Origin of the sequence: Tabrizicola sp. M-4, assembly GCF_051132405.1 — a bacterium.
Classification (GTDB): Bacteria; Pseudomonadota; Alphaproteobacteria; order Rhodobacterales; family Rhodobacteraceae; genus Paragemmobacter.
Map to the genome: position 1 here is coordinate 3,122,466 of NZ_CP128606.1, position 25,566 is coordinate 3,148,031.

The window sequence follows — 25,566 nt, forward strand, 5'->3', positions numbered from 1 at the left end:
CGACCATGAACCTCAACCGCCGGAGCCTCCTGAAGCTCTCTGCCGCCACGATGGCCGCAGGCACCCTTGGCCTGCCCTCCTTCGCGCAAGCCATCGACGAGCTTGTCATCGCCTACAACGTCAACCTCCCCTCATGGGACCCGACCGTCGGGCCGTCGGCGGTGAACCCCACGATCCAGGGCCTCTATCAATCCGTCTTCGACCAATACATCCTGCAACAGCCCGACCTGTCGCCCGCCCCCGGCCTGCTGACCGAATGGGGCTGGAACGAAGACCGCACGCAGGTCTGGATGACCGTCCGCGAGGGCGTGACATGGCATGACGGGTCGCCCTTCACCGCCGAAGACGTGGCATGGAACCTCGCCCGCGTGGCGAACCCCGAAACCGGCAGCCCGATCCAGTTTGTCTGGGGCACGCTGACCAACCACCGCGTCGAAGGCAACAAGGTCATCGCCGATGTCGCCCAGTTCGACCCCACGATCTTCAAATGGATGTACTTCCTCACCGGCTACGTCCTGCCCAAGGCCTATTACGAAAAGGTGGGCGCCGAAGGGTTCGAGGCCGCACCCATCGGCACCGGCCCCTATATGGTGGAGAAGTTCGAAAGGAACGCCTTCGTCCGGCTGAAGGCCAACCCCAACTACTGGGGCGGCAAGCCCGATTTCGATACGGTGACGATCAAGTTCGTTCCCGATGCGGCGGCGCGCGTGGCGGAAGTGGAATCCGGCAACAGCCACGTCACGCTGGAAATGCCCTATGAGGAATATGACCGCCTCAAGGGCGGCCCGCTGGCAGGTGTGGCGGCCCCCATCTCGGATATCGGGATGATCTTCCTCAATGATATTGAGGTGATGACCGATCCCAATGTCCGCATGGCCGCCGCCCATGCCATCGACAAGCAGGCGATCATTGACCGCCTGCTGTCCGGCTATGGCGTCAAGATCGACACGCTGCAAACCCCGGAATACGACGCCTTCGACGCCTCCATCACCGTGGAATACAACCCCGAAAAGGCCATCGAACTGCTGGCGGCCTCCGGCTATTCCCCCGACAATCCGGTGAAGTTCAAGATCCAGACGACCCGCGGCTTCAAGCCGAAGGATTACGAAATGGTGCAGGCCATCGTCGGCCTCTGGCGCCGAGTCGGGATCGAGGCGGAAATCGAGGTCTATGAGATCGCCAAGCATTACGAACTGCGCGCCGCCGACCAGCTCGCCCCTGCCGCCTTCTACAACTGGGGCAACTCGGTCGGTGATCCCACCACCTCCACCGGTTTCGCCATGTTCGGCCCCTCGCCCCATTCCGTCTGGGATGGCGAGGACCTGATCGGCATGATCGGCCCGCTCTGGGGCGAGGCGGACGAGGCGAAGCGGATCGAGGGCTGGAAGGCCGTGGACAAGTACATCGCCGAGAACGCGCTGGTCATCCCGCTTTTGCAATATGTCCAGCCGATCCTGCACGCGCCGGGCGTGGTGGTCACGCCCCATGCCTCGGGCTCGCTGCTGCCGCATCTGATGAAGCGGGCATAAGGCTGTCTGGCCGCGGACCGGGGGGCTTTGCGCCCCCCGGACCCCCCGCAGGATATTTCAGAACGGATGAAGGGGCAGGCCGTGCCCCCGTTCCGTGCCGCGGACAACGGCACCCCTCTGGCGCAGGCACGCATGCTGATCCTCAGAACCCTTCTCACACGCCTCTTGACCACCGCCGTCACTCTGGCCGGCGTGGCCGTGATCGTCTTCTTCGTGATCCGGGTCGTTCCCGGCAATCCCATCGCCATGATGCTGCCCCCCGGCGCGACGGAGGAGGATATCGCCCGCCTTTCCGCGCTCTATGGGCTGGACAAGCCCATCGTCACGCAATTCGGCATCTGGGTTTCGGGCGTGCTGCAGGGGGATTTCGGCACCTCGATCACCACGCGCCAGGCTGTGCTGGACCTCGTCCTAGGCCGCCTTCCCGCCACGCTGGAACTGGCGATCATGGCGCTGGTCATGGCGGTGATCCTTGGCGGGGCCGCCGCCCTGACCGGCACCCGCTTTCGCGGCGGGCGCACGGAAGGGGCCATCGACGTGGCCAATGGCATGGCGCTCTCCGTGCCCGATTTCCTCTGGGGGCTGGTGCTGATCCTGCTCTTCGGCGTGCTGATGCCCATCTTTCACATCTCGGGCCGCGTCACCCCCTCGCTCGACCTGCCTCTCACCACCGACTTCTACCTCTTCGAAAGCCTGTTCCGCCTGCGCTTCGACCTCTGGGCCGACATCGTAGCGCATATGTTCATGCCCGCGCTGGCGCTGGCCATCCCGCTTGCCGCGATCATCGGGCAGTTGCTGAAGCAGAGCCTGAAGGAAACCATGAACCTCGATTACGTCACCCTCGCCCGGACCAAGGGCTATGGCGAGACGCGGGTCATCCTGCGCGAGGCTTTGCGCAACGCCGCCCTACCGACGCTGACGCTGGTCGGCGTGCAGTTCACCTTCCTGATCGGCGGCACCGTCATCATCGAACGCCTCTTTTCCTACGAGGGCCTCGGCAACATGGCCATCGACGCCGTCATCAACCGCGACCTGCCGCTGATACAGGGGATCGTGCTGCTATTCGCCCTCATCTTCACGGCGGTGAACCTGATCGTCGACCTCCTCTACGCCGTCCTGAACCCGAGGCTGCGCCATGCTTGACGCCAAGAACATGGACGGGCGGTCCATGATCCGCCGCCGCGCGGGCCTCCGGCTCTGGCTCTCCGCCGCATGGCTCACGCTCCTTGCCGCCGCCGCGATCCTCGCCCCGTGGATCGCGCCGAAGGACCCGCTGGCGCAGGACCTGTTCCTCGGCCGCCTGCCGCCCTTCTGGATGGCAGGCGCGGAACCGGGCTATTGGCTGGGAACCGACTCACTGGGCCGCGATGTCCTCTCCCGCATCATCCACGGCGCGCGGGTCGCGCTGATGGTGGCCCTCATCGCCGGAACCATCACCTGCGTCATCGGCGCGACGCTCGGCCTGCTCGCAGGCTTCCTGCGCGGCTGGGTGGACATGGTCATCTCGCGCCTGATCGACATCTGGATGGCCTTCCCGCCCGTCCTCTTCTCCATCCTCCTCATCGCCGTCCTTGGCCCCGGCCTCACCTCCATCATCATCGCCATCGTCGTCATCGACTGGACCCGCTTTGCCCGCGTGGTCCGGGCAGAGGCCATGGCGCAGGGCGCGATGGATTACGTGGCCTCCGCCCGCGTGGCCGGACGCGGGCGCATCGGCACCATGGTCCGGGAAATCCTGCCCAACGTCCTGCCCACCATCGTGGTCCTCCTCACGCTCGAAATGGGCATCGCCGTCATCGTCGAGGCGATCCTCAGCTTCGTGAACCTCTCCATCTCGACCGATGATCCCACATGGGGCGGCATGATCGCCGAAGGCCGCACCTCCATCCATCAGGCATGGTGGGTGCTGGTCTTCCCGCTGGTCACCCTTTTCCTCACCGTCCTCTCCTTCTCGCAATTGGGCGAAGGGCTGAAGGACCGCTTCGATCCGGTGCTGAGATGAGCTTCCTTTCCATCCGCAACCTCTCCGTCCGGCTGAAGAAAGGCCCGCCCCTCCTGCGCCGCGTCTCGCTCGACGTTGAGGCCGGCGAGGTGCGGGGGCTGGTCGGCGAATCCGGGGCTGGCAAGTCGATGATTGGCAAGGCCGTGCTGGGCATCCTGCCCCCCTCTGTCGAAATCACCGGCGGTCAGATCCTGCTCGACGGCACCGACCTCCTCACCCTGCCGCCAAAGGACCGCCGCCGCCGCATCGGGGCCACCTGCGCGCTGATCCCGCAGGACCCGCTCACCGCGCTGAACCCGTCCCACCGCATCGGGCCGCAGATCACCGACCGACTGGTCGACATCCTCGGCTGGTCGCGCAGCACCGCCGAGTCCCGCGCCCGCGACCTCTTGGTCGAGGTGCAGATCCCCGAACCCGACCGCGTTCTGCGCGCCTATCCGCATGAACTGTCAGGCGGGATGCGCCAGCGCATCCTGATCGCCTCCGCCTTCGCCGCCGAACCCCGCCTGATCGTCGCGGACGAACCCACCACCGCGCTGGATGTGACGGTGCAGAAGCAGATCCTGAAACTCATCGCCGGGATGCAGGCCCGCCACGGCACCGCGCTCCTCTTCGTCACCCATGACCTTGGCGTCGTCTCCAAGGTCTGTCAGGCGCTCTCCGTCCTCTATGCCGGGATGGTGGTCGAGGATGCCCGCACCGCCGATTTCTTCGCCGCCCCGCGCCACCCCTATTCCCGCGCCCTCCTTGCCGCCACACCGAAATACACCGATCCCGCCGCAGGCCTGAACCCCGTCCCCGACGAGGTCATCGCCGCCGTCCGGGCCGAAGTCGCAGCCTTCGACGCAAGGGGCACCGCATGACAGATCTCTATGCCGTCCATGACCTGCGCCTGTCGCTGGCCGACATGACGTCGAAACCCCTCTTCGGTGCCGCCCCGAGGATCGAAATCCTCAAGGGCCTCACCTTCACCATCCCGAAGGGCGCGGTGGTCGGCATCGTCGGCGGCTCCGGCTCGGGCAAGTCCACCCTTGGCCGGGCGCTGGTGCGCCTGCTGGAACCCTCGGGCGGCAGCATCCGCTTCGACGGAACCGACATCACCCATCTGGCCGAGGCGCAACTGCGCCCCATCCGCCGCCGTTTCCAGATGATCTTTCAGGACCCGATGTCGTCGCTGAACCCGCGCCACCGCGTCGGAACCATCATCGCCGAACCCATGCGCCTGCACGGCATGTCAGATATCCGCGACCGCACCGCCCGCGCGCTGGATCATGTGGGTCTGCCACGGCATTTCGCCACCCGCTTCCCCCACGAACTCTCCGGCGGCCAGCGTCAGCGCGTGGGCATCGCCCGCGCCATCGCGCTGGAACCCGATTTCATCCTTGCCGATGAAATCGTCTCAGGGCTGGACGTCTCGTCACAGGCGCAGGTGCTGAACCTTCTCGAACGCCTCGTGGCCGATCTCGGCCTGACGCTGGCCTTCATCAGCCACGACCTCTCGGTGATCCGCCGCCTCTGCCAAAGGACCATCGTCCTTTACCAAGGCCAGATCGTCGAAGACCGCCCCACCGCCGACCTCTTCGCCACGCCGAAGGCCGCCTATACCCGCGACCTGCTCGACGCGATCCCCCTGCCCGATCCCGCGCAGATCTGGGCCTAGCTCGCGGGCGGCAGCGGCCCGCCCACGGGCCGCCGCTCCGCCACCTCGGGCGACATCAGGCTTTCCAGCTTGGCCTTCACATCCTCGGGCCAGACCATGGATGTGTGGCTGTCCAGCCAACTCGCCGCCAGAACCTGCTCCACCGACCAGCGGTGTTCCTCCCCGCAATGCACCGTATGCTTCAGCCGCAGCGAAGACTTGCCCACCTTCAGAACCGTCAGCCGGAAGGTCAGCCTGTCGCCAAAGAACGAAGGCTTGGAGAAATCGCAGGACAGATGCACCGTCGGCGTCCCCCAGCGTTCCTTCCAGATGATCTCGTGCCAAGGCCAGCCGATATGGGCCCAGAACTCCTCCACCACCCCGTTCAGGATATTCATATAGGCCGGGTAATAGGCGGTGCCGGAAATGTCGCAATCGCCAAAACGCAGCATCCGGTCGGTCGTGAAGCAAACGGTCATCCTGTCCTCCCCTTTGCCCCAAAGCAGCGCAGTCGGGCCGGTCAGGTCAAGCGGGAATCCCCGCCCTCTGCGCCAGCCCCGCCGCCCGCACCACCTCGGCCACCTGCATCAGCGGCTTCGACAGGGGCGATGTCCGCCGCCACACCATCCCGATCCGGCGCGACGGCTGCGCGCCGTTGAACCGCGCAATCGCCACATGGGCCGACCGCGTCTCCACCGCCACGGCCATTTCCGGGATCAAGGTCACCCCGATCCCCGCCCCCACCATCTGGACCAGCGTGGAAAGGCTGCTCCCATCCAGCAATTCGCGTGGCGCGGCCTGCCCCGCATAGCAGAAATCCAGCGCCTGATCGCGGAAGCAATGCCCCTCTTCCAGCAGCAAAAGCCGCATCTCCCGCAGCTTTTCCGGGTTCGGCACCGGCTTTTCCGCATCCGCCCCGGGCCGCACCAGCACGAAATCCTCGGCGAACAGGTCCACCTCCGTCAGGAACGGCTCCGACACCGGCAGCGCCACGATGGCCGTATCCAGCCGCCCCTCCTCCAATTCGCGGATCAGCTTGGGCGTCACCGTCTCACGCAGATGGATATCCAGCCCCGCATGCGCCTCGGTCAGGCGCGGGATGATGGCAGGCAGCAAATAGGGCGCGATCGTCGGGATCACCCCGATCCGCAGCCGCCCCGTCAGCCCCCCCTGCGCCGCCCGCGCCATATCCGCCAATTCCTCCACCCCCCGCAGGATGCCCCGCGCCCGCTCCAGCACCTCCTCACCGAAGCCGGTCAGCCGCACCTGCCGCGCGCCCCGCTCGAACAGTTCTGAACCCAGCACCGCCTCCATCTCGCGGATCTGCATCGAAAGCGCGGGCTGCGAAATCGCGCAGACCTCCGCCGCCCGCCCGAAATGCCCATGCCGGGCCAAGGCATCGAAATATCTCAACTGTTTCAGCGTCAGATTGATCATAACTTCAACTTATCATCACAATCAGAAAATCCAACTTAAACTAATCATCCAACCCTGTTAGAACGATTCCATTCTGGCAGGCCGCCCCCGGTTCGACACCCGATCCGGGCGGCGCGCGCCCGCCTTTCCCGCAGCCACGAGGAGAGCGACATGGACGGAAACGACGCTGGCAAATGCCCGGTTGTGCATGGGGGTCTGACGACCTCTCACACCTCGGTCACGGCTTGGTGGCCCAAGACCCTGAACCTCGACATCCTGCATCAGCATGACACCAAGTCGAACCCGCTCAAGGGCTTCAACTACCGCGAGGAAGTGAAGAAACTCGACTTCGACGCGATCAAGCGCGACGTGCACGCCCTGATGACCGACAGTCAGGATTGGTGGCCCGCCGACTGGGGCCATTACGGCGGCCTGATGATCCGCATGGCATGGCACTCTGCCGGCACCTATCGCGTGGCCGATGGCCGCGGCGGCGCGGGCACGGGCAACCACCGCTTCGCCCCCCTGAACTCCTGGCCGGACAACGCCAACCTCGACAAGGCCCGGCGCCTGCTCTGGCCGATCAAGAAGAAATACGGCAACCGCATCTCCTGGGCCGACCTGATGATCCTCGCCGGGACCGTCGCCTATGAGAATATGGGCCTGAAAACCTACGGATTCGCCTTTGGCCGCGAAGACATCTGGGCGCCCGAAAAGGACGTCTACTGGGGTTCGGAAACCGAATGGCTCGCGCCCTCGGAAAACCGCTATTCCGACCTCGCCGATCCCTCCACGCTGGAAAACCCCCTCGCCGCCGTCCACATGGGCCTGATCTATGTGAACCCCGAAGGCGTGAACGGCCAACCCGACCCGCTCAAGACCGCCGGGATGATCCGCGAAACCTTCGCCCGCATGGCGATGAATGACGAGGAAACCGTCGCCCTTACCGCAGGTGGCCATACCGTCGGCAAGGCGCATGGCAATGGCCGCGCCGAAAACCTCGGCCCCTCGCCCGAAGGCGCAGAGATCGAGGAACAGGGTCTGGGCTGGAACAACCACGTCTCGCGCGGCGTGGGCAGGAACACCGTGACCTCGGGCATCGAAGGCGCATGGACCACCCATCCGACGAAGTGGGACAACGGCTATTTCGACCTGCTCTTGGGCTATGACTGGGAACTGAAGAAATCCCCCGCTGGCGCGTGGCAATACGAACCCATCGGCATCAAGGAAGAACACAAGCCGGTGGATGTGGAAGACCCGTCGATCCGCCACAACCCGATGATGACGGATGCCGACATGGCCATGAAGGTGGACCCCGCCTATCGCGCCATCTCGGAACGCTTCGCCAAGGACCCGGCCTATTTCTCGGAAACCTTCGCGCGGGCTTGGTTCAAGCTGACCCATCGCGACATGGGCCCGCGCGTCCGCTACATCGGCCCGGATGTCCCGAAAGAAGACCTGATCTGGCAGGACCCCGTCCCCGCAGGCAACACCAAGTATGACCTCGCGGCGGTCAAGGCCAAGATCGCGGCGGCGGGCCTCTCGGTTGCCGACATGGTCGCCACCGCATGGGACAGCGCCCGCACCTTCCGCCAGTCCGACTTCCGCGGCGGCGCGAATGGCGCACGCATCCGCCTTGCCCCGCAGAAGGATTGGGAAGGCAACGAACCGGCCCGCCTCGCCCGCGTCCTGTCGGTGCTAGAACCCATCGCCAAGGAAACCGGCGCCTCGGTCGCCGACGTGATCGTCCTCGCGGGTAATCTCGGCGTCGAACAGGCGGCCAAGGCGGCGGGCTTTGATGTCACCGTTCCCTTCGCCCCCGGTCGCGGCGATGCCACGGCGGAACAGACGGATGTCGACAGCTTCGCTGTCCTCGAACCGCTGGCCGACGGCTTCCGCAACTGGCTGAAGAAGAACTACACCGTCGAGGCCGAGGAACTCCTCCTCGACCGCGCGCAGCTCATGGGCCTCTCCGCCCCCGAAATGACCGTCCTTCTGGGGGGCATGCGGGCGATGGGCACCAACCATGGCGGCACGGCGCATGGCGTCTTCACCGACCGTCCGGGTGCGCTGACGAATGATTTCTTCGTCAACCTGACCGACATGTCCTTCAAATGGGTGCCCAAGGGCCGCAACACCTATGACATCGTCGATCGTGCCTCGGGCGCGGTGAAATTCACCGCCACCCGCGTCGATCTGGTGTTCGGCTCCAACTCGATCCTGCGGTCCTATGCCGAAGTCTACGCTCAGGACGACAACCGCGAGAAGTTCGTGCATGACTTCGTCGCCGCGTGGGTCAAGGTGATGAACGCCGACCGCTACGATCTGGCCGCCTGATCCAAGGCCGGACCGACCCCAAAAGGAACGCCCCGGTCACCGACCGGGGCGTTTTCTTTTTCCGTTACCCGCAGTCCTCACCGCCGCCCCGCCGCCTCGGCAAAGACGGAAACCCAAGCCCCCGGTCGCGCCGGGTCCTGCATCCGCAGAAAGACCAACTCCGTCCGGTTCCACGGCAGCACCTCGTCGCGCCTGTTGTCCAGCACGAAATCCCCCATCTCCGTCCGCAGCACCAGAACGGCATGGGCCTTGTTCCGACGGTCCAGCGCCGTGGCCAGCAGCAGCCGATCCGGCGACACGCCCGCCCCGATCAACGCGCCCTTCTTGTAGATCGCGTAATCCTCGCAATCCCCGCCCCGCTCCGATGGCAGCGACCAGCGCTCCGCCACCCCATATTGCGCAAGGTCCGTCACCGGCCGGATCACCGCATTCGCCGCGCGGTTCACCTCGACGGCCCGCGCCAGAACCTCCGCTCCGGCCGCGCGCCCGCTCCCCGGCGCACAGGCCCAGTCGATAGCCTCGCACAGCCCAACCGCCCCGTCCGGCGCCGGGGCCGCACGCTTCACCGGCAGAAAGGCAAGCGCCGGATCGGCATCAATGGCAAGGCCACCCTGCGTCGCCGCAAGCAGGGCCAGCAGGGCGAAAAGGACAGAACGGACAGGGCGCATCGCAGGCTTCCTTCCTCGGCCCACTCGCCCCGGCACAGCCCTGCCGGGCAGATCGGATGCACGTCCTCGCGGTACCGCCATCGGCCATGCCTCCGGCATAGACCCCTGCGACGCAGGGGTCATGCAGGCATCAGTCACCTTCCCCCATCCATCCGTCGGGGGATGCCGCAGGCGCCGCGCCGCCCCAGCCATCCTCCTCCCGTGCCTCCTCCATCGCCATCCCCGGAACCCATGCCAGAACCCGCCCGCGCCCCGCCCGCTTCGCCGCATAAAGCGCCACATCGGCCCGTTGCAGCACCTCTGCCCAATCCTCGCCCGTTCCCGCCATGGCCACCCCCGCGCTGGCCCCGATCCGGCACTCCATCCCCTCCAGCGCGAAGGGCTGCCCCAGCAGCGCCAGCATCCTCTCCACCCGCGCCATTACCCGCGCTTCCGCCGCCATCCCCGGCAGAACCAGCACAAACTCATCCCCGCCGATCCGCGCGACGATATCCCCCTCGCGCAAGGCGTCGCGCAGGATGCCCGCCACCGCGCACAGCAGCGCATCCCCTGCCGCATGCCCCAGCCGGTCATTCACCGGCTTGAACCTGTCAAGGTCGATCTGCACCACAGCCGAGGCCCGGCCATGCAGCCCGCGCAGTGCCACCTCCAGCCCGCGGCGGTTGCGCAGCCCCGTCAGCCGGTCGGTCAGCGCCTCCTCCTCGGCCCGCACCACATTCCCCTGCAACCGCGAGATCAGCGTGGCCACCTCTGCCAGAAGCACGTTCTTCGCCTCGTGCAGATACAGAAGTTCCACCGCCAGATCCGTAGCCGCGAAATCCGAAACCGTCAGGCCAAAGCGCTGCACCGCCCTCACCACGCCGATCCCAAAGGACAGGTTGATCAGAACCGATTGCCCCGGCGTCACCGGCAGCAGAAGGCCCCGGAACCGCATCTCCGCCCCGTCGCGCAGCCGCACCTGCACCGCGCCGCCGCCCGCCGCCCGCACCTGCCGCGGCGTCGCCCGCCGCTTCTCCCGTTCCAGAACGAAGCCTTCGCCAAAGGCCGCGCCCACCTCGACCCAACGCCCCAGCACCCGCCGCAGCACCGGTCCCGCCGACAGCACCCTTCCCCGCCCGTCCAGCAGCAGATGCATCGGCATGGCCTGCGCCAGCGCCGCCCCCTCGATCCCCACCCGCACCATCATCTCCCCGGCCCCAGCGTGAAGGCCTTCCCCTCGGCATGGCGGTCATCCAGAAGCCGCACCGTGATCACCACCGCGCCATCCGCCGCCTCCGGCCCTGCTTCCAGCAGGACCAGTGCGCCATAGTCATCCGCCATCCCCCGCATCGCACCAAGGGCCATCGCCCCCACCCCCGGCACCCCGCCGCCGATCCGCAACCGGAACACATCGCCATCCGCCACCTCCACCGCGATGGGCGGCAGCACCAGATCCGGCAGGGCCAGCGACACCCGCTCCGGCAATTCATCCAGCGACATCAGAAAGGCGCGGTAATCCGTGCCGCAGAACCGCAACAGACGGCGCAGCGGCGCCCATGACGGATGCGCCACCAGATAGGTCCCGAAATCCTCCAGCAGGCATTCCCGGCTCCGGCCCAGCCGCGCCGCCATGCTGGACAGCACGCCCTGCGTCCGTGCCGCCGGCTCGTCCAGCATAAGGTCAAAGGCCCGCTGCCCCAGCCCCGCCTCCTGCACCGCCGCGCGCCACGCGGCCTTGCCCCAGCCATCCAGTATGAAGGCATGCATCGCCCGATTGACGACCCTGATCATCCGCGCACCCCGCGCCTCCCCGCCTGCGATCCGACTCGCCGCAAGGATGCGCGCAACAGGTCAACAGACCCTTACGGCAACAGAAGAATCCCGCCATCCACGCCCAGAACGCCCAGCGGGGCCACCTCCACCGGTGGCGGGGCGTCCTGCAACTCCACGATCAGCGCCGATCCCGCCTCGCGGTCGGGCAGCATTCCCTCCATCGAGGCGACAGACCGCCGCTGCACCGCGCCGCCCTTCATCCCCAGCCCCTCATAGCGCACAAAGCCCGACAGCTCGCGCAGCAGAACCACCGCCTCCTCGCCCGGCGCATCGCGCCACAGGTCCGCCACCACGAAGACGCAGCCGGGCCGCGTACTCCCCGGAAGGGGCTCGCGGCAGGCCTCCAGCCAGTCCTGCAATTCCACCGCAGATACCCCGGCCAGAAGCATGTCGCGCGTCGCCGTGGCGGTCGCGGGCTGTACCGGCATCACCGCGCGCAGGGCCTCCAGCACCGCCTCCGTCCGCTCCGCCATCACCACCGGATCGCCACTCTCCGCCCGCATGTCGCGATGCGCCGACAGCGCGCCCGCCAGCGCCTCCCGCCCCGGCTCCGCTGCCACCGCCTCCAGCCGTGCCATCGCCCCCGCACCCGCGCGCCCCCACCGGTCCAGCGCGGCAAGGTCCATCGCCTCCACCGAACTCGCTTCGATCCGCGCCACCTGCGACCGGGCCGAGATCGCCTCGGCATCCAGCACCGGCGTCAACCAAAGCGTGGCCACCGCCATCACCGCCACCGCCATCGCCACATTGGCCCGCCGCACGGCCCCGCACCACCCGGCGCCCCGCAGCGCCGCCAGCAGATACAGCAGCGCATAGCCCGCAGCCAAGGCCACCAGCAGCGCCGCGAACACCCGCCCCGGCGTCCAGCCATGCTGCGCCACCCGCAGCCAGACCGCCCAGCCCGCCAAGGCCACCGGCACCGGCAGCAGCATCGCCAGCCCCCGCGCCGCCAGCCCCGTCATACGCCCCGGATCGGCCAGCACCTCATCCCGCTCGGCCACCACGCTGACAAGGGCCACCGCTCCCGCCGCCAGCCCCAGCAGCAGCCCCGCCGCCGAAAGCCCCTCGGGCAGCCCCGACAATCCCCGCAAGGGCAAGGCCACCACGAAGACCGCCTCCACCGCCAGAAGCGGCACCGCCAATGGCCGCAGCAGCCGCAGGATCAGGTCCGGTGCCAGAAGGTCCGTATTCTCCCCCGCCACCGCAAAGCCAAGACCCAGCGCCGCGCCCGTCACCATCCGCGCCACCGGCCCGCCCTCGCCCATCAGCCAGCCGATCACCCCAAGGCCCACCAGCCCCAACAGCGCATCCGCCAGCCAGATCAAACCCCAGACCAGCCCGGTGAACACCACTGCCGTCGCCGCCCGCACCACCAGCATCCAGCTTTCGGCAAAGAGCGTGGGATAATCCCGCCACCCCGGCCCCTGCGCCGCGATCATCATCGGCATGGCCACGAAGACCAGCACAGCCGCCGCCAGAAAGGACAGGCCCGCGAACTGGAACTGCGCCACAAGGTCATAGCGCAGCGACGCCACCAGCATCAGCCCCGCCACCACTGCCGCGAAGGGCGCGGCCAGCTCCACCGCCCGCCGCAGGCGCAGCGGCCCGGTCATCGCCAGCACCGCCGCAAAGAAGATCACACCCCATGCCGCCAGCAGGAAATGCAGCCGCTCGGCCAGCAACCCGCGCAGCCCCGCCTCGTCCAGAAGCCACAACCCCGCCCCGGCCAAGGCCCCGGCCAGCGCGAGAGAGCCGCGCCGCAAGGTCAGGAAATCCATCAAGTCCCCCACAGTCCCCAAGCGTGGCCCGGCTCGCGCAGGCCTTTCCGCCGCGCAAGGCTATCCCCTCGCGCGGCCCCCGCAAAGGGGAAATCCCGCCGCCCCCGCGACAGTCACGCTCAGAAATCGGTGGGCGCGCCGCCCTCCTGCTTGCGCCGCGCGACGAAGGCGCGCAACGCCTCGGCATGGTCGCCATTCATCGCCGGGGCCTCGAATTCCTCAAGGATCTGCTTATAGATCCGATGCGCCCGCTCCGGCGTCCAGACCGCGCCATCCTGCTGCCACGCCTCGAAATTCCGCCAGTCGCTCACGAAGGGCGCATAGAAGGCGGTGGAATAGCGTTCCTGCGTGTGCTGGCAGCCGAAGTAATGCCCGCCCGCACCCACTTCCTTGATGGCGTCGAAGGCAAGGTCATCCTCGCCCGTGGCAAAGGTCGCCTCCTCGAAATAGCGCTGGATCATCTGCAGCACTTCGCAATCCATCACGAATTTCTCGGGGCTCGCGATCAACCCGCCCTCCAGCCAGCCCGCCGCGTGATAGACCATGTTGGTCCCCGACTGCACCGCCGCCCACAGGCTGTTCGACGTCTCCCACATCGCCTGCCCGTCGGGGATGTTCGCCGCACAGACGCCCGAGGACCGCATCGGCAGCTTGTAGAACCGCACCAACTGCCCCGTCATCTGCGTGGCGCGCATGTATTCCGGCGTGCCGAAGGCGGGCGCACCCGACTTCATGTCGACATTGCTGGTAAAGGTGCCAATGGCCACCGGACAACCCGGCGCGATGTATTGCAGCAGGGCAATCGCCGCCAGCGCCTCCGCCAAGGACAGCGCCACCGCCCCCGCCATCGTCACAGGCGCCATCGCACCGGCCAGCGTGAAGGGCGTCACCACCACCGGCTGCCCCCGCTTGGCCAACCGCATCGCGCCGTCCAGCATCGGATAGTCATGCTTCAGCGGCGAGACAGAGTTGATGTTGGTATACATCCGCGGCTTGGCCCGGAACTCCTCTTCCGACAGCCCGCCTGCGATGCGCGTCATCTCCATGACGTCTTCCACCCGCTCCGCGCCCAGCGAATAGGCGTGAACGACCTTGTCCGTCAGCGTCAGCTTCTCGTACAGGCAATCCAGATGCCGTACCGACGGGTGGATGTCGATCGGCTCTACCGGATAGCCGCCCGCGATATGGATGCAGTTGAAATACTGCGTCAGCTTCATGAATTCCTTGAACGTCTCGAAATCGCCAGACCGCTTGCCGCGCTCCAGATCCCAAGCGTTCGGCGGGGAAGAGACGTTGACGAAGACCATGTGCTTGCCACCGATGACAAGCTCGCGCTCCGGATTGCGCGGCGTGATGGTGAAACTTTCGGGCGCCCGCGCCACCATCTCCATCACGAAATCCTCGTCGAACCGGACATTCGTCCCGTCGACCTTGCAGCCCGCCGCCTTAAGATGGGCCACCGCCTCGGGGTTCAGGAATTCGATCCCGATCTCCCGCAGGATGCGCATCGCCGTCTTGTGAATGCGCTGCACGCCATCCGCGTCCAAAGGCTCCACCGGCGCATCGGGATTGACGGGAATCCGCCACGGCATCTGATCGATCACCGCCGTGCCCGCGCGCATCTTGTTGCCCGCACGTCCTCCGGCGCGGCGCTTGCGTGGCTCTTCGTTCATGGCAACCTCCGTCGGGCATACATGCCGCTCGCGGTCACCATGACGAAGCGCAGGCGGCAAGGACACTCCACCCACGACGCGAACATGTCGTTTTTCGCAGGCGCACCCCTCCGCGCCGCCCGGATCAGACCGAAAGCCCGTCGATCCACCCGCCCAGATGCCCGATATCCGGCAGCACCACATCGGCATGCGGGGCCAGTTCCGCCGCCCCTGCCACACCCGTCAGCACCGCCGCCGTCCGCATCCCCGCCGCGCGCCCCGCCTCAAGGTCATGGCGGCTGTCGCCGACCATCACCACGCGGGCGGGATCCAGCCCGTGCTGCCGCGCGAAGGCCGCGCACATCCCCGGACCGGGCTTCGGCCCGTGCCCGCTGTCATAGCCCGCGATATAGTCGAACAGCCCCGTGATCCCATGCGCCGCCAGATGCGCCCGCGCCGCCTCTTCGTTGTCATTGGTCGCCAGCCCGATCCGCAGCCCCCGCGCCCTGAGGCCACCTAGCACCGCCGTCAGGTCCACCGCAGGCAGCATCGGCGCCCCCTCGGCCAGACGGTTCAGCCGCTCCTCCAGCACCTCCGCCCGCGCCCCCGGCAGCACCGCCGCCAGATCCTGCGCGATCTCCGAAGGCGTGCCTGCAATCACCACACTGTCCGGGACGAAGGCGCGCGCCACGGGATCATAACCGATGGCCGCCCCCAACTCAGCCTCCGCCTTGCCGCTTTCCGCCGCCAGCATCGCCAGCAACCGCTGCGCCCACGCGCCCCAGCTTGCCCGGAAATCGAACAGGGTTCCGTCCTTGTCAAAGATCACGCCATCAATCACGCCGCCGCTCCCTGCCCTGCCTGCCGCCTCTTATGTGGCGGGCGTCCGCGGCTTTTGCAATCGCGCAGCGCGCCACGGCTCAGGTCCAATGCTCGACCTGCCCCCCCGGCAGCACCACCCGCGCCTGCATCGGCGCCGCATAGGGCACCCCTTCCGCATCGCAAAAGGCGATCAGCCGATCCTCTTCCAACAACATGAAATCCAGAACCGCCGCAAGGAAACTGGGCTGCCCCACCGCATCCGCGATGGAAGACACATCCGCCCCCGTTGCCGCCATGAACTGCCCCAGCACGTCGCTCTGCCCTGCCAACCATCCAAAGGCCCGCAAGGCCAGCGTCTCTGCAGCATCCTGATTCATCACAACCCCGCCCTCACTGGTCCCGTCCCACTCGGATCGCGCTCAGAAAAAATAGAATTGCGCCGGCTTTGGAAAGTTCTCGTTAACATATTGGTAACGTTTCCTGCACCAAACTGCCGAAATCCGACGAAGCAAACGGATAGTCCCCTGAAACCGACCGACAAGACAGGACATGGCAGGCAGGATTCTGATCGTCGACGATGTGGCCACGAATCGCATCGTGTTGAAGGCGCGCCTCGCCGCCGTCTTCCATGAATCCGTTCTCGCCACGACCGGGGCCGAGGCGCTGGATTGTCTGCGCCTCGACCGGCCCGATCTCGTCCTGCTCGACCTCGAACTGCCCGACATGCACGGTCTCGACGTGCTCCGCCGCCTGAGGGCCGAACCGGGCGGCCGACGGCTGCCCGTGATCGTCCTCACCGCCTGCACCGACCCCGACACCCACCTCGCCGCCCTTATGGCCGGGGCCGACGACGTCTTTCGCAAACCCCATGACCAGCACCTCCTCCTCGCCCGCATCCGCAGCCTCCTGCGCCGCATCGACCCGGACGAGGGCAGCCCCTTCCCCGCTCTCGCCCTGCAGGAACATGGCAGCCCTTATGACTGGCCGGGCCACATCTGCCTGACCGCCTTCCCCCCCGCGCGCGGCCAGCGCCTCATCCGCGCCCTCTCCCCGCTCCTGCTGCACAGGCTCGACCTGCTCGACCGCCGCACCGCGCTCCTCGCGCCCCCCGGCAGCACCGCCGACGGCTACCTGATCGACGCCACCGATGACGCCACCGCCACCGCCTTCGCGCTCCTCTCCGAACTCCGCGCCAGCCCCGACACCCGCCACGCCGCCATCGCCCTTCTCACCGACGGCCCCGAAACCGCCGCCATGGCCTGCGACCTCGGCGCGGACGAGGTCATCCTCCCCGCCACGCCCGAGGCCGAGCTTGCCTTCCGCCTCTGCGCCATGGTCAACCGCAGCCGCGACGCCGCCACCCGCCGCGCCCATCTGCGCGACAACATCCGCCTCGCCGTCACCGATCCGCTCACCGGCCTCTTCAACCGCCGCTACGCGCTGCGCCGCATGGGCGAAATGTCCCGCGCCGCGGTCGAGGCAGGGCAGCCCTATGCCGTCCTCCTCGCCGATATCGACCGGTTCAAGCAGGTGAACGACAGGCACGGCCATGCCGCGGGCGATCTCGTCCTGACCGAGGTCGCTCGCCGCCTCTCCGCCCGCCTCTCGCCCGCCGATCTCATCGCCCGCATCGGCGGCGAGGAATTCCTAATCGCCCTCCCTGCCCGCGGCCGGACCGAGGCGGGCGGCATGGCCCGCACCCTTTGCCAGGATATCGTGACCGCGCCGATCCTGCTGCCGTCCGGCCAGTGCGTCACGGTCAGCATCTCCATCGGGCTGGCCATCGGCCGCCCCGGCACCCTGCCCGACGATGCCGTGGAAAAGGCAGACCGCGCCCTGCTCGAGGCCAAGCTTCAGGGGCGCAACCGGGTCATCGTTCACCGCTCCGCCGCCTGACCGGCCCCGGCACCGGCCTCGGCACCGGTCACGGCATCACTCGCCCGGCCCGCGGCCTTCGCCGTCCCCCTCCGGCCCGCCACCGCGCCGCAACCGCCGTTCCAGCCGATCGGCAAAGGCCCCGCGCTCGCGCCCGTCCATCGCCGCCAGCCGCTCCAGCAGAAGTTCCTGCCCCAGCTCGATCCGCTGCGCCAGTCGGCCCTGCTGGTTCTCCATCACCCGCTGCAGCGCGGCAGGATCGAAAGGCTCGGCCCGCAGCACCGCAAGGAATTCCTCCAGATCGGCCCGCATCTCGCGCCGCGCCGCGCGCAGATCGGGGCTGCGCGCCACATAGGCCCGCCGCAACTCCGCCCGGTCCTCGGGCGTCAGCGCCTCGGTAAAGGGTCCGAAATCCAGATCCCGCACCATCCGCTCGCGCGGGCCGCCATCACGCAGCAGCGCCCCCGCGACCAGCCCCGCCACCAGCAGGTTCAACGCCACCGAAACGCCCAGCGCGATCCGCAGCCCCTTGCCCACCTTCGCCCCCGCTGCGGGCGGCGTGTTCGGCTGTTCCATCGTCTCGCTCATCGCTCAATTCCCGCCCAGAAGCGCATCCACCGAAGGGATCAGTTCCACCGTCTCCAGCGGCGTGCCCAGCATCGCCTCCTCGATCCCCGACAACCCGACAGGCTGCACGAAACCGATGTAAAGTCCCGCCGCTGCCGCCGTCCCCATCCCGGCCAAAGCACCCGCCCCGCCAAAGGCCCAGACCAGCCGCGCCCAAAGCCCTGCCCCCGGCCCCGTCTGCGGCACGGCAGACGCCACCACGGCCGCGCCCCGCGGCTGCTCGGCCAGCGCCTCCGCCATCACCCGCGCCATGAACGCCTCGGAAGGCACAGGCCGCGCGGCGCGCGCCTCGGCGAACAGATCGTCCAGCCCCGCCTCCGTCATCCCGTCCTCATGCCTTGTCGTCATAGCCCAACTCCTCGCGCCGCCCCGACAATATCGCCGTCAGCGCCCGTTTGGCGCGGGCGGTCAGACTTTCCACCGCCTCCACGCCGATCTCCATCACGGCGGCGATCTCCGGATTTGCCAATCCCTCGATATGCCGCAACACCACCGCCTGCCGCTGCCGCTCGGGCAGCGCGTCCAGCGCGGCCTGCAGCGCGACCATGCGATCCGCCTCGATCAGCCCCGCCTCCGCGCCCTTGGCACCATCCGGCACCTCCGGCGCCTCGTCCAGCGCCGCCGCAGGCCGCCGCCGCCGCGCCCGCAGACGGTCCATGCACAGGTTCGTCACCACGCGATAAAGCCATGTGGAAACCTGCGCCTCGCCCGCCCGCCAGCCGGGGGCCGCGCGCCACAGCCGCAGCATGGCCTCCTGCGCCACGTCCTCGGCCTCCGCCGCATCGCCCAGCATCCGCGCGGCATAGCCCAGAGCCCTCGGCGTCAGACGCAGCGTCAGGACGCGCGCCGCCGCGGGTTCCCCCGCGGCATAGCGTGCCAGAAGCGCCTCGTCAGAGGCACCCGCCAAGGCTTCGGCCTGCATGTCGCGCGGCATGTCCATCCTGTTCCGGGCTTATCCTGTCCGCCGTCACGGCGCAAATGTCCCGCGCGCCCCGCCACCGGGGCGCGCGGTCGGCCGCATCACTCGTTGAAGAACCAGCCCCGGCCATGCCCGCGCCCTTCGCCATGGCCCCGGCCATCGCTGCCCCGGCCCTGACGCATCTCGGCCATCTGCGCCCGCGCGGCGTCGATCTCCTCCTGTGTCAGCGCGCCGTCACCATCGGCATCGGCCATGCCGAACATCCGGTCCGGTGCCGGACGCGTGGCCATCTCCGCCGCCGTCAACAGCCCGTCGCCATCCGCATCCAGCCGCTCGATCATGCGCGCGGCCATGTCATCCGCCGCCGCCGTCATGCGCTTCATCTGCATGGCCGACAGTTCCGCCGCCGAAAGCTTGCCGTCCTTGTCGGCATCCATCGCCGTCACTTCCGCCGCGCGGAAGGCGTCGATCTCGGCCTGCGTGATCTTGCCGTCCTTGTCGGCATCCATCGTGGCGAAATCCAGCCCGCCAAGGCCAAAGCCCGGCCCGCCCATCCCGCCGCCCATGCCCATCGGCCCGTCACCCATCCGGTCCGCCAGCGCGGCGGTGGACAGCGAGGCACCGGTCACCGCAGCCAAGGCCAGCATCACGAAAGCACTGCGCATCTTCGTCATCGTCGTCATCTCCTGCTCGGGCAATGCATCCCTCTGCCGCCCTTCTGAACGTCTAACGCCGCCGCTTGCCCATTCCGTCGGCAGAGGTGCCAAAAATCCGCCCATACATCCCGATGTGGCGATCTGTCCCCTCGCGCGCTGCACAATGCCGCGCTAGGCATCGCCCTCTCGACCCTCTCCGCTGCCACAGGACGACCCCGATGCCCGAAGGACAGATCCCGCAGGAAGAATTGCGCGAAGATCTCCTCGAAGACCGTCCGCTCCGTCAGGCCATGCTGCGCGGCTGGCGCCGCCGCTGCCCCTGCTGCGGCTCCGGCCCGATGCTGCGCGGCTATCTCAAGGTCCGCGAAATCTGCCCCGTCTGCGGCGAGGCGCTGCATCACCAGCGCGCCGATGACGGCCCGGCCTATCTCACGATCCTGATCGTCGGCCACCTCATGGCCCCGATCATCCTCTGGGCCTTCACCCGATACCGCCCCGATCCGCTGGTGCTGGCCTCCGTCTTTTCGGTGGGCACGGTGGCGCTTTCGCTCTACCTTCTGCCCCGGCTGAAGGGGGCATTGGTGGCGGTGCAATGGGCGAAACGGATGCACGGTTTCGGAGGCAGGGCGTGACGGATCAGGCGGCGGCCGAGGCGATCCGCCCCGCCGCGACGACCGTCCTTCTGCGCCGCACCCGGCAAGGACCGCAGGTCCTGATGGGCCAGCGCGGCGCGGGCGCGGCTTTCATGCCCTCGAAATACGTCTTCCCCGGTGGCGGCGTCGATGCGGGCGATAACCGCCCCCTCGCCCCCGGCCTGCTCGCCGATCCCTGCATCGCGCGTCTGGGCCTGCACCTGCCCGACCCCGCCCCCTCCCCCGCCGCCCTCGCCATCGCCGCCCTGCGCGAGTTGCAGGAGGAGACGGGCCTCACCCTCGCTCCCGCCCCCACCCCCGCGCTGCGCTTCATCTTCCGCGCCATCACGCCCCCCGGCCGCTCCCGCCGCTTCGACGCGCGCTTCTTCCTGATCGAGGCCGACCGCATCGCCGGCGACCCCGAGGATTTCTCCGCCGCCTCGGACGAACTTTCGCATCTCCACTGGATCGACACGGGCGAGGCCCGCGCCCTCGACCTGCCCTTCATCACCGAGGTGGTGCTGGCCGAGATCACCGCGCTGGCCGCAGGCCATCCCGACGAGGGCGTGCCCTTCTTCGACAATTCCGGCCCCGTCCCGACTTTCCGCCGTCTGGCCTGACCTGCCCCAGCCGGTTTTTGACGCAAAAACCGGGGCGGAATTTGACGCAAATTCCGGTCCCCCGGCGTCGCACCACAGGGCGGGGTCCCCCCGCCAACTTTGCCCCGCACCCCGGCACCACGCGTGACCCCGATTTCTGCGTTCAGAAATCGCCGCGAAATCTGCGCCAGATTTCGCTTTCCCCCTCACCAGCCTCCCCTGTAGGGCGGGGTTCACCCCGCCACCATGCTTGATACCCCTCACACCACGCCCCCCCGATTTCTGCGTGCAGAAATCGCCGCGAAATCTGCGCCAGATTTCGCCGTCCCCCCCACCAGCCTCCCCTGTAGGGCGGGGTTCACCCCGCCACCACGCTTCATACCCCTCTCACCACGCCCCCCCCCGATTTCTGCGTGCAGAAATCGACGCGAAATCTGCGCCAGATTTCGCTTTCCCCCTCACCGCCCTCCCCGGCAGGGCGGGGTTCACCCCGCCACCCCCTCCAACTGCGCCCCGCGCCCCTCGCGCCGCAGCCGCCATGCCGCAGGCGCGGCCCCCCGCGCCCGCTCCCGCTCCAGCCGCCAGACCGGACCCCACTCCTCCAGAAGCGTCGATCCCGAAGGCAGGGGCGCCATCCGCCAGCGGCTTTCCGCCCCCGCCGCCACCTCCTCCCCCCCCGTCAGCATCAGCCCCAGCGGCGCCACACCCCGCCCCGCGTGATGCGCCGCCTCCGTCCCAGCCTCGGCCGCCAGTTGCAACCGGCGCACCGGCGTCAGCGCGGGCGCGGCGGGCATCTCGGCCACCACCAGAGGCACCGCGCCGGACCGCAGCCCCTCCTCCATCGCCCAAAGGATATCCTCCGGCCGCCGCGCCCTTGCACAGATCAGCCGCCCCGGATCGGCATGGTCCGCCACCCCGGCGGGATAGAGCCGCTCCGCCTGCCAGCCCGGCGTGATCCACAGGACAGGTCCCGCGCATTCCCCCATCACCTGCACCGCCAGCGCCACGCGCGACGGCCCCCGGAACTCATGCACCCGCCCCCGCGCAAGCCCAATGCCCAGCCCCGCCCCGCCGGGCATCGGCACCATCCCGCGATCACGCGGGCCGGGAAGGGAAAGGATCGACGGACTCATGCCGACAAACCTAGCATGTTCACTTTTCGTTCTCAATCCATCCTACAGCCCCTTGCCCCCGCCACCCACACCGCTACGCTCCCCCCGGAACGGACAGGCTGAAAGGACCCCGCCATGAAACAGATCCGCCTCGGCGCGACCGACCTGATGGTCTCGGAACTCTGCCTCGGCACCATGACCTGGGGCACCCAGAATACCGAGGCCGAGGGCCACGCCCAGATGGACATGGCGCTGGGTCACGGCTGCACTTTCTGGGACACGGCGGAAATGTATCCCGTGAACCCCATCACCGCCGAAACCGTGGGCCGCACCGAAGAGATCATCGGCACATGGCTCGCCTCCCGCAAAGGGCGCGATCGGCTGGTCATCGCCACAAAGATCACCGGCGAAGGGCAGAAGGCCGTCCGCGACGGCGCCCCCATCACCGGCGCCACGATGCGCGCGGCGGTCGATGCCTCGCTCAAACGCCTGCAGACCGATGTCATCGACCTCTACCAGATGCACTGGCCCAATCGCGGCAGCTATCACTTCCGCCAGATCTGGGACTACGACCCCCACCCCCTCGACCGGGCAGAGGTCACCGACCACATGCTCGACATCCTGCGCACCGCCGATGACCTGATCCGCGCCGGCAAGATCCGCCACATCGCCCTGTCGAACGACAGCGTCTGGGGCACCGCCCGCTGGCTCCATCTGGCCGAGATCCACGGCCTGCCCCGGATGGCCTCGGTGCAGAACGAATATTCCCTCCTCTGCCGCCAGTTCGACAGCGACTGGGCCGAGCTTTCCGTGGCCGAAAACCTGCCCCTGCTGGCCTTCTCCCCCCTCGCCACGGGCCTCCTCACCGGGAAATACGCAGGCGACGTCATCCCCGACGGATCGCGCCGCAGCCTCAACCCGCAACTGGGCGGCCGCATCACCCCCCGCGTCTTCCCCGCCGTCGCCGCCTATCTGGGCATCGCCGCCCGCCACGGCCTCGACCCCGCGCAGATGGCGCTGGCCTTCTGCCGCCAGCGCCCCTTCCCCTGCATCCCGATCTTCGGCGCGACCACGCTGGAACAGCTCAAGACCGCCCTCGATGCCGCCAGCCTGACCCTCTCCGACGAGGTGCTGGACGACATCGCCCTCGCCCATCGCGACCATCCGCAGCCCTACTGACCGCCCGCGCCTTTTGGGTATTTGGGCCGAGACGAAGACCAAGCCGCTTCTCTCGGCCCCGACCTTCCGCGCTTCGTGATCACAAGGCCGCCGCACGGGCTTGCATCGCGGCCCCGCTTCTGCCCATCTGTCCCCAGCCCCCGCAGGAAGACCGATGCGCCGCGCCCTTCTGACCCTTGCCCTCGCCCTCCCCCTGCTGGCCGCCTGCCAGCTTTCCCTGCCGGGCCGCGACCGCGCGCCCGCAACCGCGGCCCCCGCCGACTTGATGGGCGAGGCGATCACCACCACCACGCTGGACGCCCCGGCCCCCACCCCTTCCGCTGCGCCTTCCGCCACCTCTGCCAGCCCCAGCCCGACCGCAACCGCCGAACCCGCGGAACCGCCCGCAACCGCAGCCGAGGCGACCGCCGACCCCACCCCCCTCCCCGAACCGCTGGCCACCCCCATCCCCAAAAGCCCCTCGCAGATCGCCTGCGAGGATGATGGCGGCGTCTGGTCCCGCACCGGCAATGGCGATGCCATGGCCTGCATCCGCAAGACCCGCGATTCCGGCAGACGCTGTGACAGCAAGACCGACTGTCAGGGCGAATGCCTCGCCCGCTCCCGCACCTGCGCGCCCTTCACCCCCATGTTCGGCTGCAACGCCGTCCTCATGGACAACGGCGCGGAGGTGACCCTGTGCCTCGACTGACCGCCGCCCTCCTGTTCCTCCTTGCCGCCTGCGCCCCCGCCACCGTGCAGCGCGACGGCTTCCGCCGCGACGGGCCGATCTATTCCAACGCCGTCCTCGACCTCTCCACCCTGAACGGCACATGGCCGCAGACGGCCACCTTCGCCGCCGCGGGCCGCCCCGCCTGCGCGCCCGGCGCGGCCCAGATCACCCCCGGCCCCGGCGGCCTGACCCTGTCCGCCCGGCTCTGCGTGAACGGGCAGGACCTCTCGCTCCGCACCCCCCTCCGCATCACCGGCCCCGGACGGCTGACCCCGGTCAAGGCCCCCGCACCGCTCGACCGCGAATGGTGGCTGCTCTGGGCCGATGCCGACCTGCGCACCCTCGTCATCGGCACGCCGGATGGCAGCTTCGGCCTCGTCCTCAACCGTGGCGGCCCGATCCCCTGGGATCGCCTCAAGGGCGCGCGCGACGTCCTCGCCTGGAACGGCTATGACCTGAACCGTTTCGTGCAGTTTCCCTGATCCCGCCCTTCCGCCTCCCCTGATCCCGCCCTTCCGCCGGCGCGCGTTAACCTTAACGCTCCGTTGCGGCACAGCCCGCCGCGTATGCACAACCTGCGGCACAGAATACGGCACGGCCTGTGGCACGCCGGAAACCTGCCGCCACCACCCCCCGAGGCCGGGGTTAACGACCTCTGCAGGGTGCCTCTTCATCAGGCGGGAATGCGATCCCGCAGCGCCCGCAGATGGGCGGGCACATCCCGCGCGCTAAAGGCCGCCTCCTTTACCAGCCAGTCGAAATGCTGGCTGATCGACTCCACCCGCGCGCTGTCGCGGAAGGCAAGGTAATGCCGCCCCAGATAGACCACCGCCAGCAGCGGGCCAAAGATCGTGACCGGGGCCGAAAACACCCGCCGCGCATCGAACAGATACAGCCGCAGCGAAGGGTAAAGCTGCTCGGTCAGCAGGATGAACCTGTCCATCTGCTCCGCCCGGATCGCGGCGGGCAGGCCCTCGTAGTATCCCGTCCCCTCGGCAAAGCCCGCAAGCTCATGCAAAGGCAGGGCAATTTCGTAATCCGACCGCGCCTGTCGCATCCAGTGCAGCCGGTCCGCGAATGCCCCCAGCGCCTGTTCCGCCGTCCGCCCCAGTTGCGGGCGATACTCCCATTCCACCATCGCGCGGGTCTTGAGCATGTCGGGCAGCGTCGCCGGAACATGACGGATCTTGTATCCCGCCGCCTCCCGGTGCCAGCCGAAGATCGTCTCGTCGATCAGCGCGCGGGGCGCTTCCGTCACGGTAAGGCTTGTGGCCAATAGATCGGCGATGGGTTCGGGCCGCCCCGTCAGGCCCAAAAGCCAGTCCGCCGAAATGCCCAGCGCCTGCGCGCAATCCGCCGCAAGCTGGGCATTGGGGAGCCGCGTGCCCGTCGCCAAAAGCTGCGACAGGGTGGACCGGTCCACCCCCGCCGCCCGCGCCAACGCCGCCCGGCTCATGCCCTTGTCGGCCATCGCCTCCGCCAGCCGCGCCCGAAACAGCGCCGACCGATCGCGCTTGTCCATTTTCGCCCCCGATGGTGACAATAGTCACCATAATTGACTTTATGTTGCGCATCCTCCGAATTCAGGCCCCGCAGCGCA

At 68.3% G+C, this 25,566-nt stretch carries 27 protein-coding genes; 12 read left to right on the forward strand and 15 right to left on the reverse strand.

The features are described 5' to 3' along the window. Positions 1-5: 5 nt before the first annotated feature. The 5 genes from TabM4_RS15270 to TabM4_RS15290 all read left to right on the forward strand — a co-directional run bounded on the left by TabM4_RS15270 (position 6) and on the right by TabM4_RS15290 (position 5,191). Complete coding sequence (locus TabM4_RS15270; protein WP_434614152.1) at positions 6-1,529, forward strand: ABC transporter substrate-binding protein; 1,524 nt, start codon at positions 6-8, stop codon at positions 1,527-1,529. 81 nt (positions 1,530-1,610) lie between these two features. Then, positions 1,611-2,672, forward strand: a complete 1,062-nt coding sequence (locus TabM4_RS15275) for an ABC transporter permease (RefSeq protein ID WP_434614155.1) — start codon at positions 1,611-1,613, stop codon at positions 2,670-2,672. Further along, positions 2,665-3,531: an ABC transporter permease gene (locus tag TabM4_RS15280; protein ID WP_434614158.1), complete on the forward strand. Its 867-nt coding sequence runs from the start codon at positions 2,665-2,667 to the stop codon at positions 3,529-3,531. The genes TabM4_RS15275 and TabM4_RS15280 overlap by 8 nt, the downstream gene beginning before the upstream one ends. Further along, positions 3,528-4,394, forward strand: a complete 867-nt coding sequence (locus TabM4_RS15285) for an ABC transporter ATP-binding protein (RefSeq protein WP_434614161.1) — start codon at positions 3,528-3,530, stop codon at positions 4,392-4,394. The genes TabM4_RS15280 and TabM4_RS15285 overlap by 4 nt, the downstream gene beginning before the upstream one ends. Then, a complete protein-coding gene (locus TabM4_RS15290) occupies positions 4,391-5,191 on the forward strand; it encodes an ATP-binding cassette domain-containing protein (protein ID WP_434614163.1) in 801 nt (266 codons plus the stop codon). Before TabM4_RS15285 ends, TabM4_RS15290 begins: the two co-directional genes overlap by 4 nt. Here the strand turns inward: TabM4_RS15290 and TabM4_RS15295 are convergent. Further along, complete coding sequence (locus TabM4_RS15295; RefSeq protein WP_434614166.1) at positions 5,188-5,649, reverse strand: acyl-CoA thioesterase; 462 nt, start codon at positions 5,647-5,649, stop codon at positions 5,188-5,190. The two genes, TabM4_RS15290 and TabM4_RS15295, sit on opposite strands and share 4 nt — an antisense overlap. Positions 5,650-5,695: 46 nt before the next feature. Next, complete coding sequence (locus TabM4_RS15300) at positions 5,696-6,607, reverse strand: LysR substrate-binding domain-containing protein (RefSeq protein WP_434614169.1); 912 nt, start codon at positions 6,605-6,607, stop codon at positions 5,696-5,698. A gap of 150 nt (positions 6,608-6,757) precedes the next feature. Between TabM4_RS15300 and katG the strand changes: the two genes are divergently transcribed. Further along, the gene (gene katG, locus TabM4_RS15305) at positions 6,758-8,923 is read left to right on the forward strand and encodes a catalase/peroxidase HPI (RefSeq protein WP_434614172.1); all 2,166 of its coding nucleotides are present in this window, start codon (positions 6,758-6,760) and stop codon (positions 8,921-8,923) included. A 77-nt stretch (positions 8,924-9,000) separates the two neighbouring features. Here katG and TabM4_RS15310 read toward each other — a convergent pair whose 3' ends face one another. From TabM4_RS15310 to TabM4_RS15340, 7 genes are all read right to left on the reverse strand, one after another. Continuing rightward, the gene (locus tag TabM4_RS15310) at positions 9,001-9,591 is read right to left on the reverse strand and encodes a transglutaminase-like cysteine peptidase (RefSeq protein WP_434614175.1); all 591 of its coding nucleotides are present in this window, start codon (positions 9,589-9,591) and stop codon (positions 9,001-9,003) included. A 130-nt stretch (positions 9,592-9,721) separates the two neighbouring features. Beyond that, positions 9,722-10,777: a diguanylate cyclase domain-containing protein gene (locus tag TabM4_RS15315; RefSeq protein ID WP_434614178.1), complete on the reverse strand. Its 1,056-nt coding sequence runs from the start codon at positions 10,775-10,777 to the stop codon at positions 9,722-9,724. Then, on the reverse strand, positions 10,774-11,361 hold the full coding sequence (locus tag TabM4_RS15320) for a heme NO-binding domain-containing protein (RefSeq protein ID WP_434614180.1): 588 nt from the start codon (positions 11,359-11,361) through the stop codon (positions 10,774-10,776). Before TabM4_RS15320 ends, TabM4_RS15315 begins: the two co-directional genes overlap by 4 nt. A gap of 71 nt (positions 11,362-11,432) precedes the next feature. Continuing rightward, the gene (locus tag TabM4_RS15325; protein ID WP_434614183.1) at positions 11,433-13,181 is read right to left on the reverse strand and encodes a DUF4153 domain-containing protein; all 1,749 of its coding nucleotides are present in this window, start codon (positions 13,179-13,181) and stop codon (positions 11,433-11,435) included. A gap of 119 nt (positions 13,182-13,300) precedes the next feature. Continuing rightward, positions 13,301-14,854, reverse strand: a complete 1,554-nt coding sequence (locus tag TabM4_RS15330) for a trimethylamine methyltransferase family protein (protein WP_434614186.1) — start codon at positions 14,852-14,854, stop codon at positions 13,301-13,303. A 124-nt stretch (positions 14,855-14,978) separates the two neighbouring features. After that, positions 14,979-15,674 carry an HAD family hydrolase gene (locus TabM4_RS15335; protein ID WP_434614189.1) on the reverse strand — a complete coding sequence of 232 codons (696 nt, stop codon included), beginning with the start codon at positions 15,672-15,674 and terminating at the stop codon, positions 14,979-14,981. 79 nt (positions 15,675-15,753) lie between these two features. Continuing rightward, a complete protein-coding gene (locus tag TabM4_RS15340) occupies positions 15,754-16,032 on the reverse strand; it encodes a DUF3572 domain-containing protein (protein ID WP_434614192.1) in 279 nt (92 codons plus the stop codon). A gap of 172 nt (positions 16,033-16,204) precedes the next feature. On the opposite strand from TabM4_RS15340, the gene TabM4_RS15345 reads away from it, so the two are divergent. Beyond that, positions 16,205-17,551: a diguanylate cyclase gene (locus TabM4_RS15345; protein WP_434614195.1), complete on the forward strand. Its 1,347-nt coding sequence runs from the start codon at positions 16,205-16,207 to the stop codon at positions 17,549-17,551. Positions 17,552-17,587: 36 nt separating this feature from the next. Here the strand turns inward: TabM4_RS15345 and TabM4_RS15350 are convergent, their stop codons facing one another. From TabM4_RS15350 to TabM4_RS15365, 4 genes are all read right to left on the reverse strand, one after another. After that, positions 17,588-18,118 carry a periplasmic heavy metal sensor gene (locus TabM4_RS15350; protein WP_434614198.1) on the reverse strand — a complete coding sequence of 177 codons (531 nt, stop codon included), beginning with the start codon at positions 18,116-18,118 and terminating at the stop codon, positions 17,588-17,590. Positions 18,119-18,121: 3 nt separating this feature from the next. Continuing rightward, a complete protein-coding gene (locus tag TabM4_RS15355; RefSeq protein WP_434614201.1) occupies positions 18,122-18,505 on the reverse strand; it encodes a dihydroorotate dehydrogenase in 384 nt (127 codons plus the stop codon). Next, positions 18,489-19,091 carry an RNA polymerase sigma factor gene (locus TabM4_RS15360; protein ID WP_434614203.1) on the reverse strand — a complete coding sequence of 201 codons (603 nt, stop codon included), beginning with the start codon at positions 19,089-19,091 and terminating at the stop codon, positions 18,489-18,491. Before TabM4_RS15360 ends, TabM4_RS15355 begins: the two co-directional genes overlap by 17 nt. Before the next feature lie 86 nt (positions 19,092-19,177). Next, a complete protein-coding gene (locus tag TabM4_RS15365) occupies positions 19,178-19,759 on the reverse strand; it encodes an EF-hand domain-containing protein (protein ID WP_434614206.1) in 582 nt (193 codons plus the stop codon). A gap of 191 nt (positions 19,760-19,950) precedes the next feature. On the opposite strand from TabM4_RS15365, the gene TabM4_RS15370 reads away from it, so the two are divergent. Together TabM4_RS15370 and TabM4_RS15375 are read left to right on the forward strand one after the other, a co-directional pair. Further along, positions 19,951-20,364, forward strand: a complete 414-nt coding sequence (locus tag TabM4_RS15370) for a DUF983 domain-containing protein (RefSeq protein WP_434614208.1) — start codon at positions 19,951-19,953, stop codon at positions 20,362-20,364. Next, on the forward strand, positions 20,361-20,984 hold the full coding sequence (locus TabM4_RS15375; protein ID WP_434614210.1) for an NUDIX hydrolase: 624 nt from the start codon (positions 20,361-20,363) through the stop codon (positions 20,982-20,984). Before TabM4_RS15370 ends, TabM4_RS15375 begins: the two co-directional genes overlap by 4 nt. A 464-nt stretch (positions 20,985-21,448) precedes the next feature. Here TabM4_RS15375 and TabM4_RS15380 read toward each other — a convergent pair whose 3' ends face one another. Continuing rightward, positions 21,449-22,096, reverse strand: a complete 648-nt coding sequence (locus tag TabM4_RS15380; RefSeq protein WP_434614213.1) for an ImuA family protein — start codon at positions 22,094-22,096, stop codon at positions 21,449-21,451. Between the two features lie 114 nt (positions 22,097-22,210). Between TabM4_RS15380 and TabM4_RS15385 the strand changes: the two genes are divergently transcribed. The 3 genes from TabM4_RS15385 (at position 22,211) to TabM4_RS15395 (ending at position 24,448) form a co-directional block, all read left to right on the forward strand. Continuing rightward, positions 22,211-23,254, forward strand: a complete 1,044-nt coding sequence (locus TabM4_RS15385; protein WP_434614216.1) for an aldo/keto reductase — start codon at positions 22,211-22,213, stop codon at positions 23,252-23,254. Between the two features lie 154 nt (positions 23,255-23,408). Then, entirely contained in the window at positions 23,409-23,945 is a 537-nt protein-coding gene (locus tag TabM4_RS15390) for a hypothetical protein (protein ID WP_434614219.1), read from the forward strand. Further along, positions 23,933-24,448 (forward strand): lipocalin family protein, encoded by a 516-nt coding sequence (locus TabM4_RS15395; RefSeq protein ID WP_434614222.1) that lies wholly within the window; start codon positions 23,933-23,935, stop codon positions 24,446-24,448. The genes TabM4_RS15390 and TabM4_RS15395 overlap by 13 nt, the downstream gene beginning before the upstream one ends. 191 nt (positions 24,449-24,639) lie before the next feature. On the opposite strand, the gene TabM4_RS15400 is transcribed toward TabM4_RS15395, so the two are convergent. After that, complete coding sequence (locus tag TabM4_RS15400; protein WP_434614225.1) at positions 24,640-25,488, reverse strand: helix-turn-helix domain-containing protein; 849 nt, start codon at positions 25,486-25,488, stop codon at positions 24,640-24,642. Between the last annotated feature and the right edge of the window lie 78 nt (positions 25,489-25,566).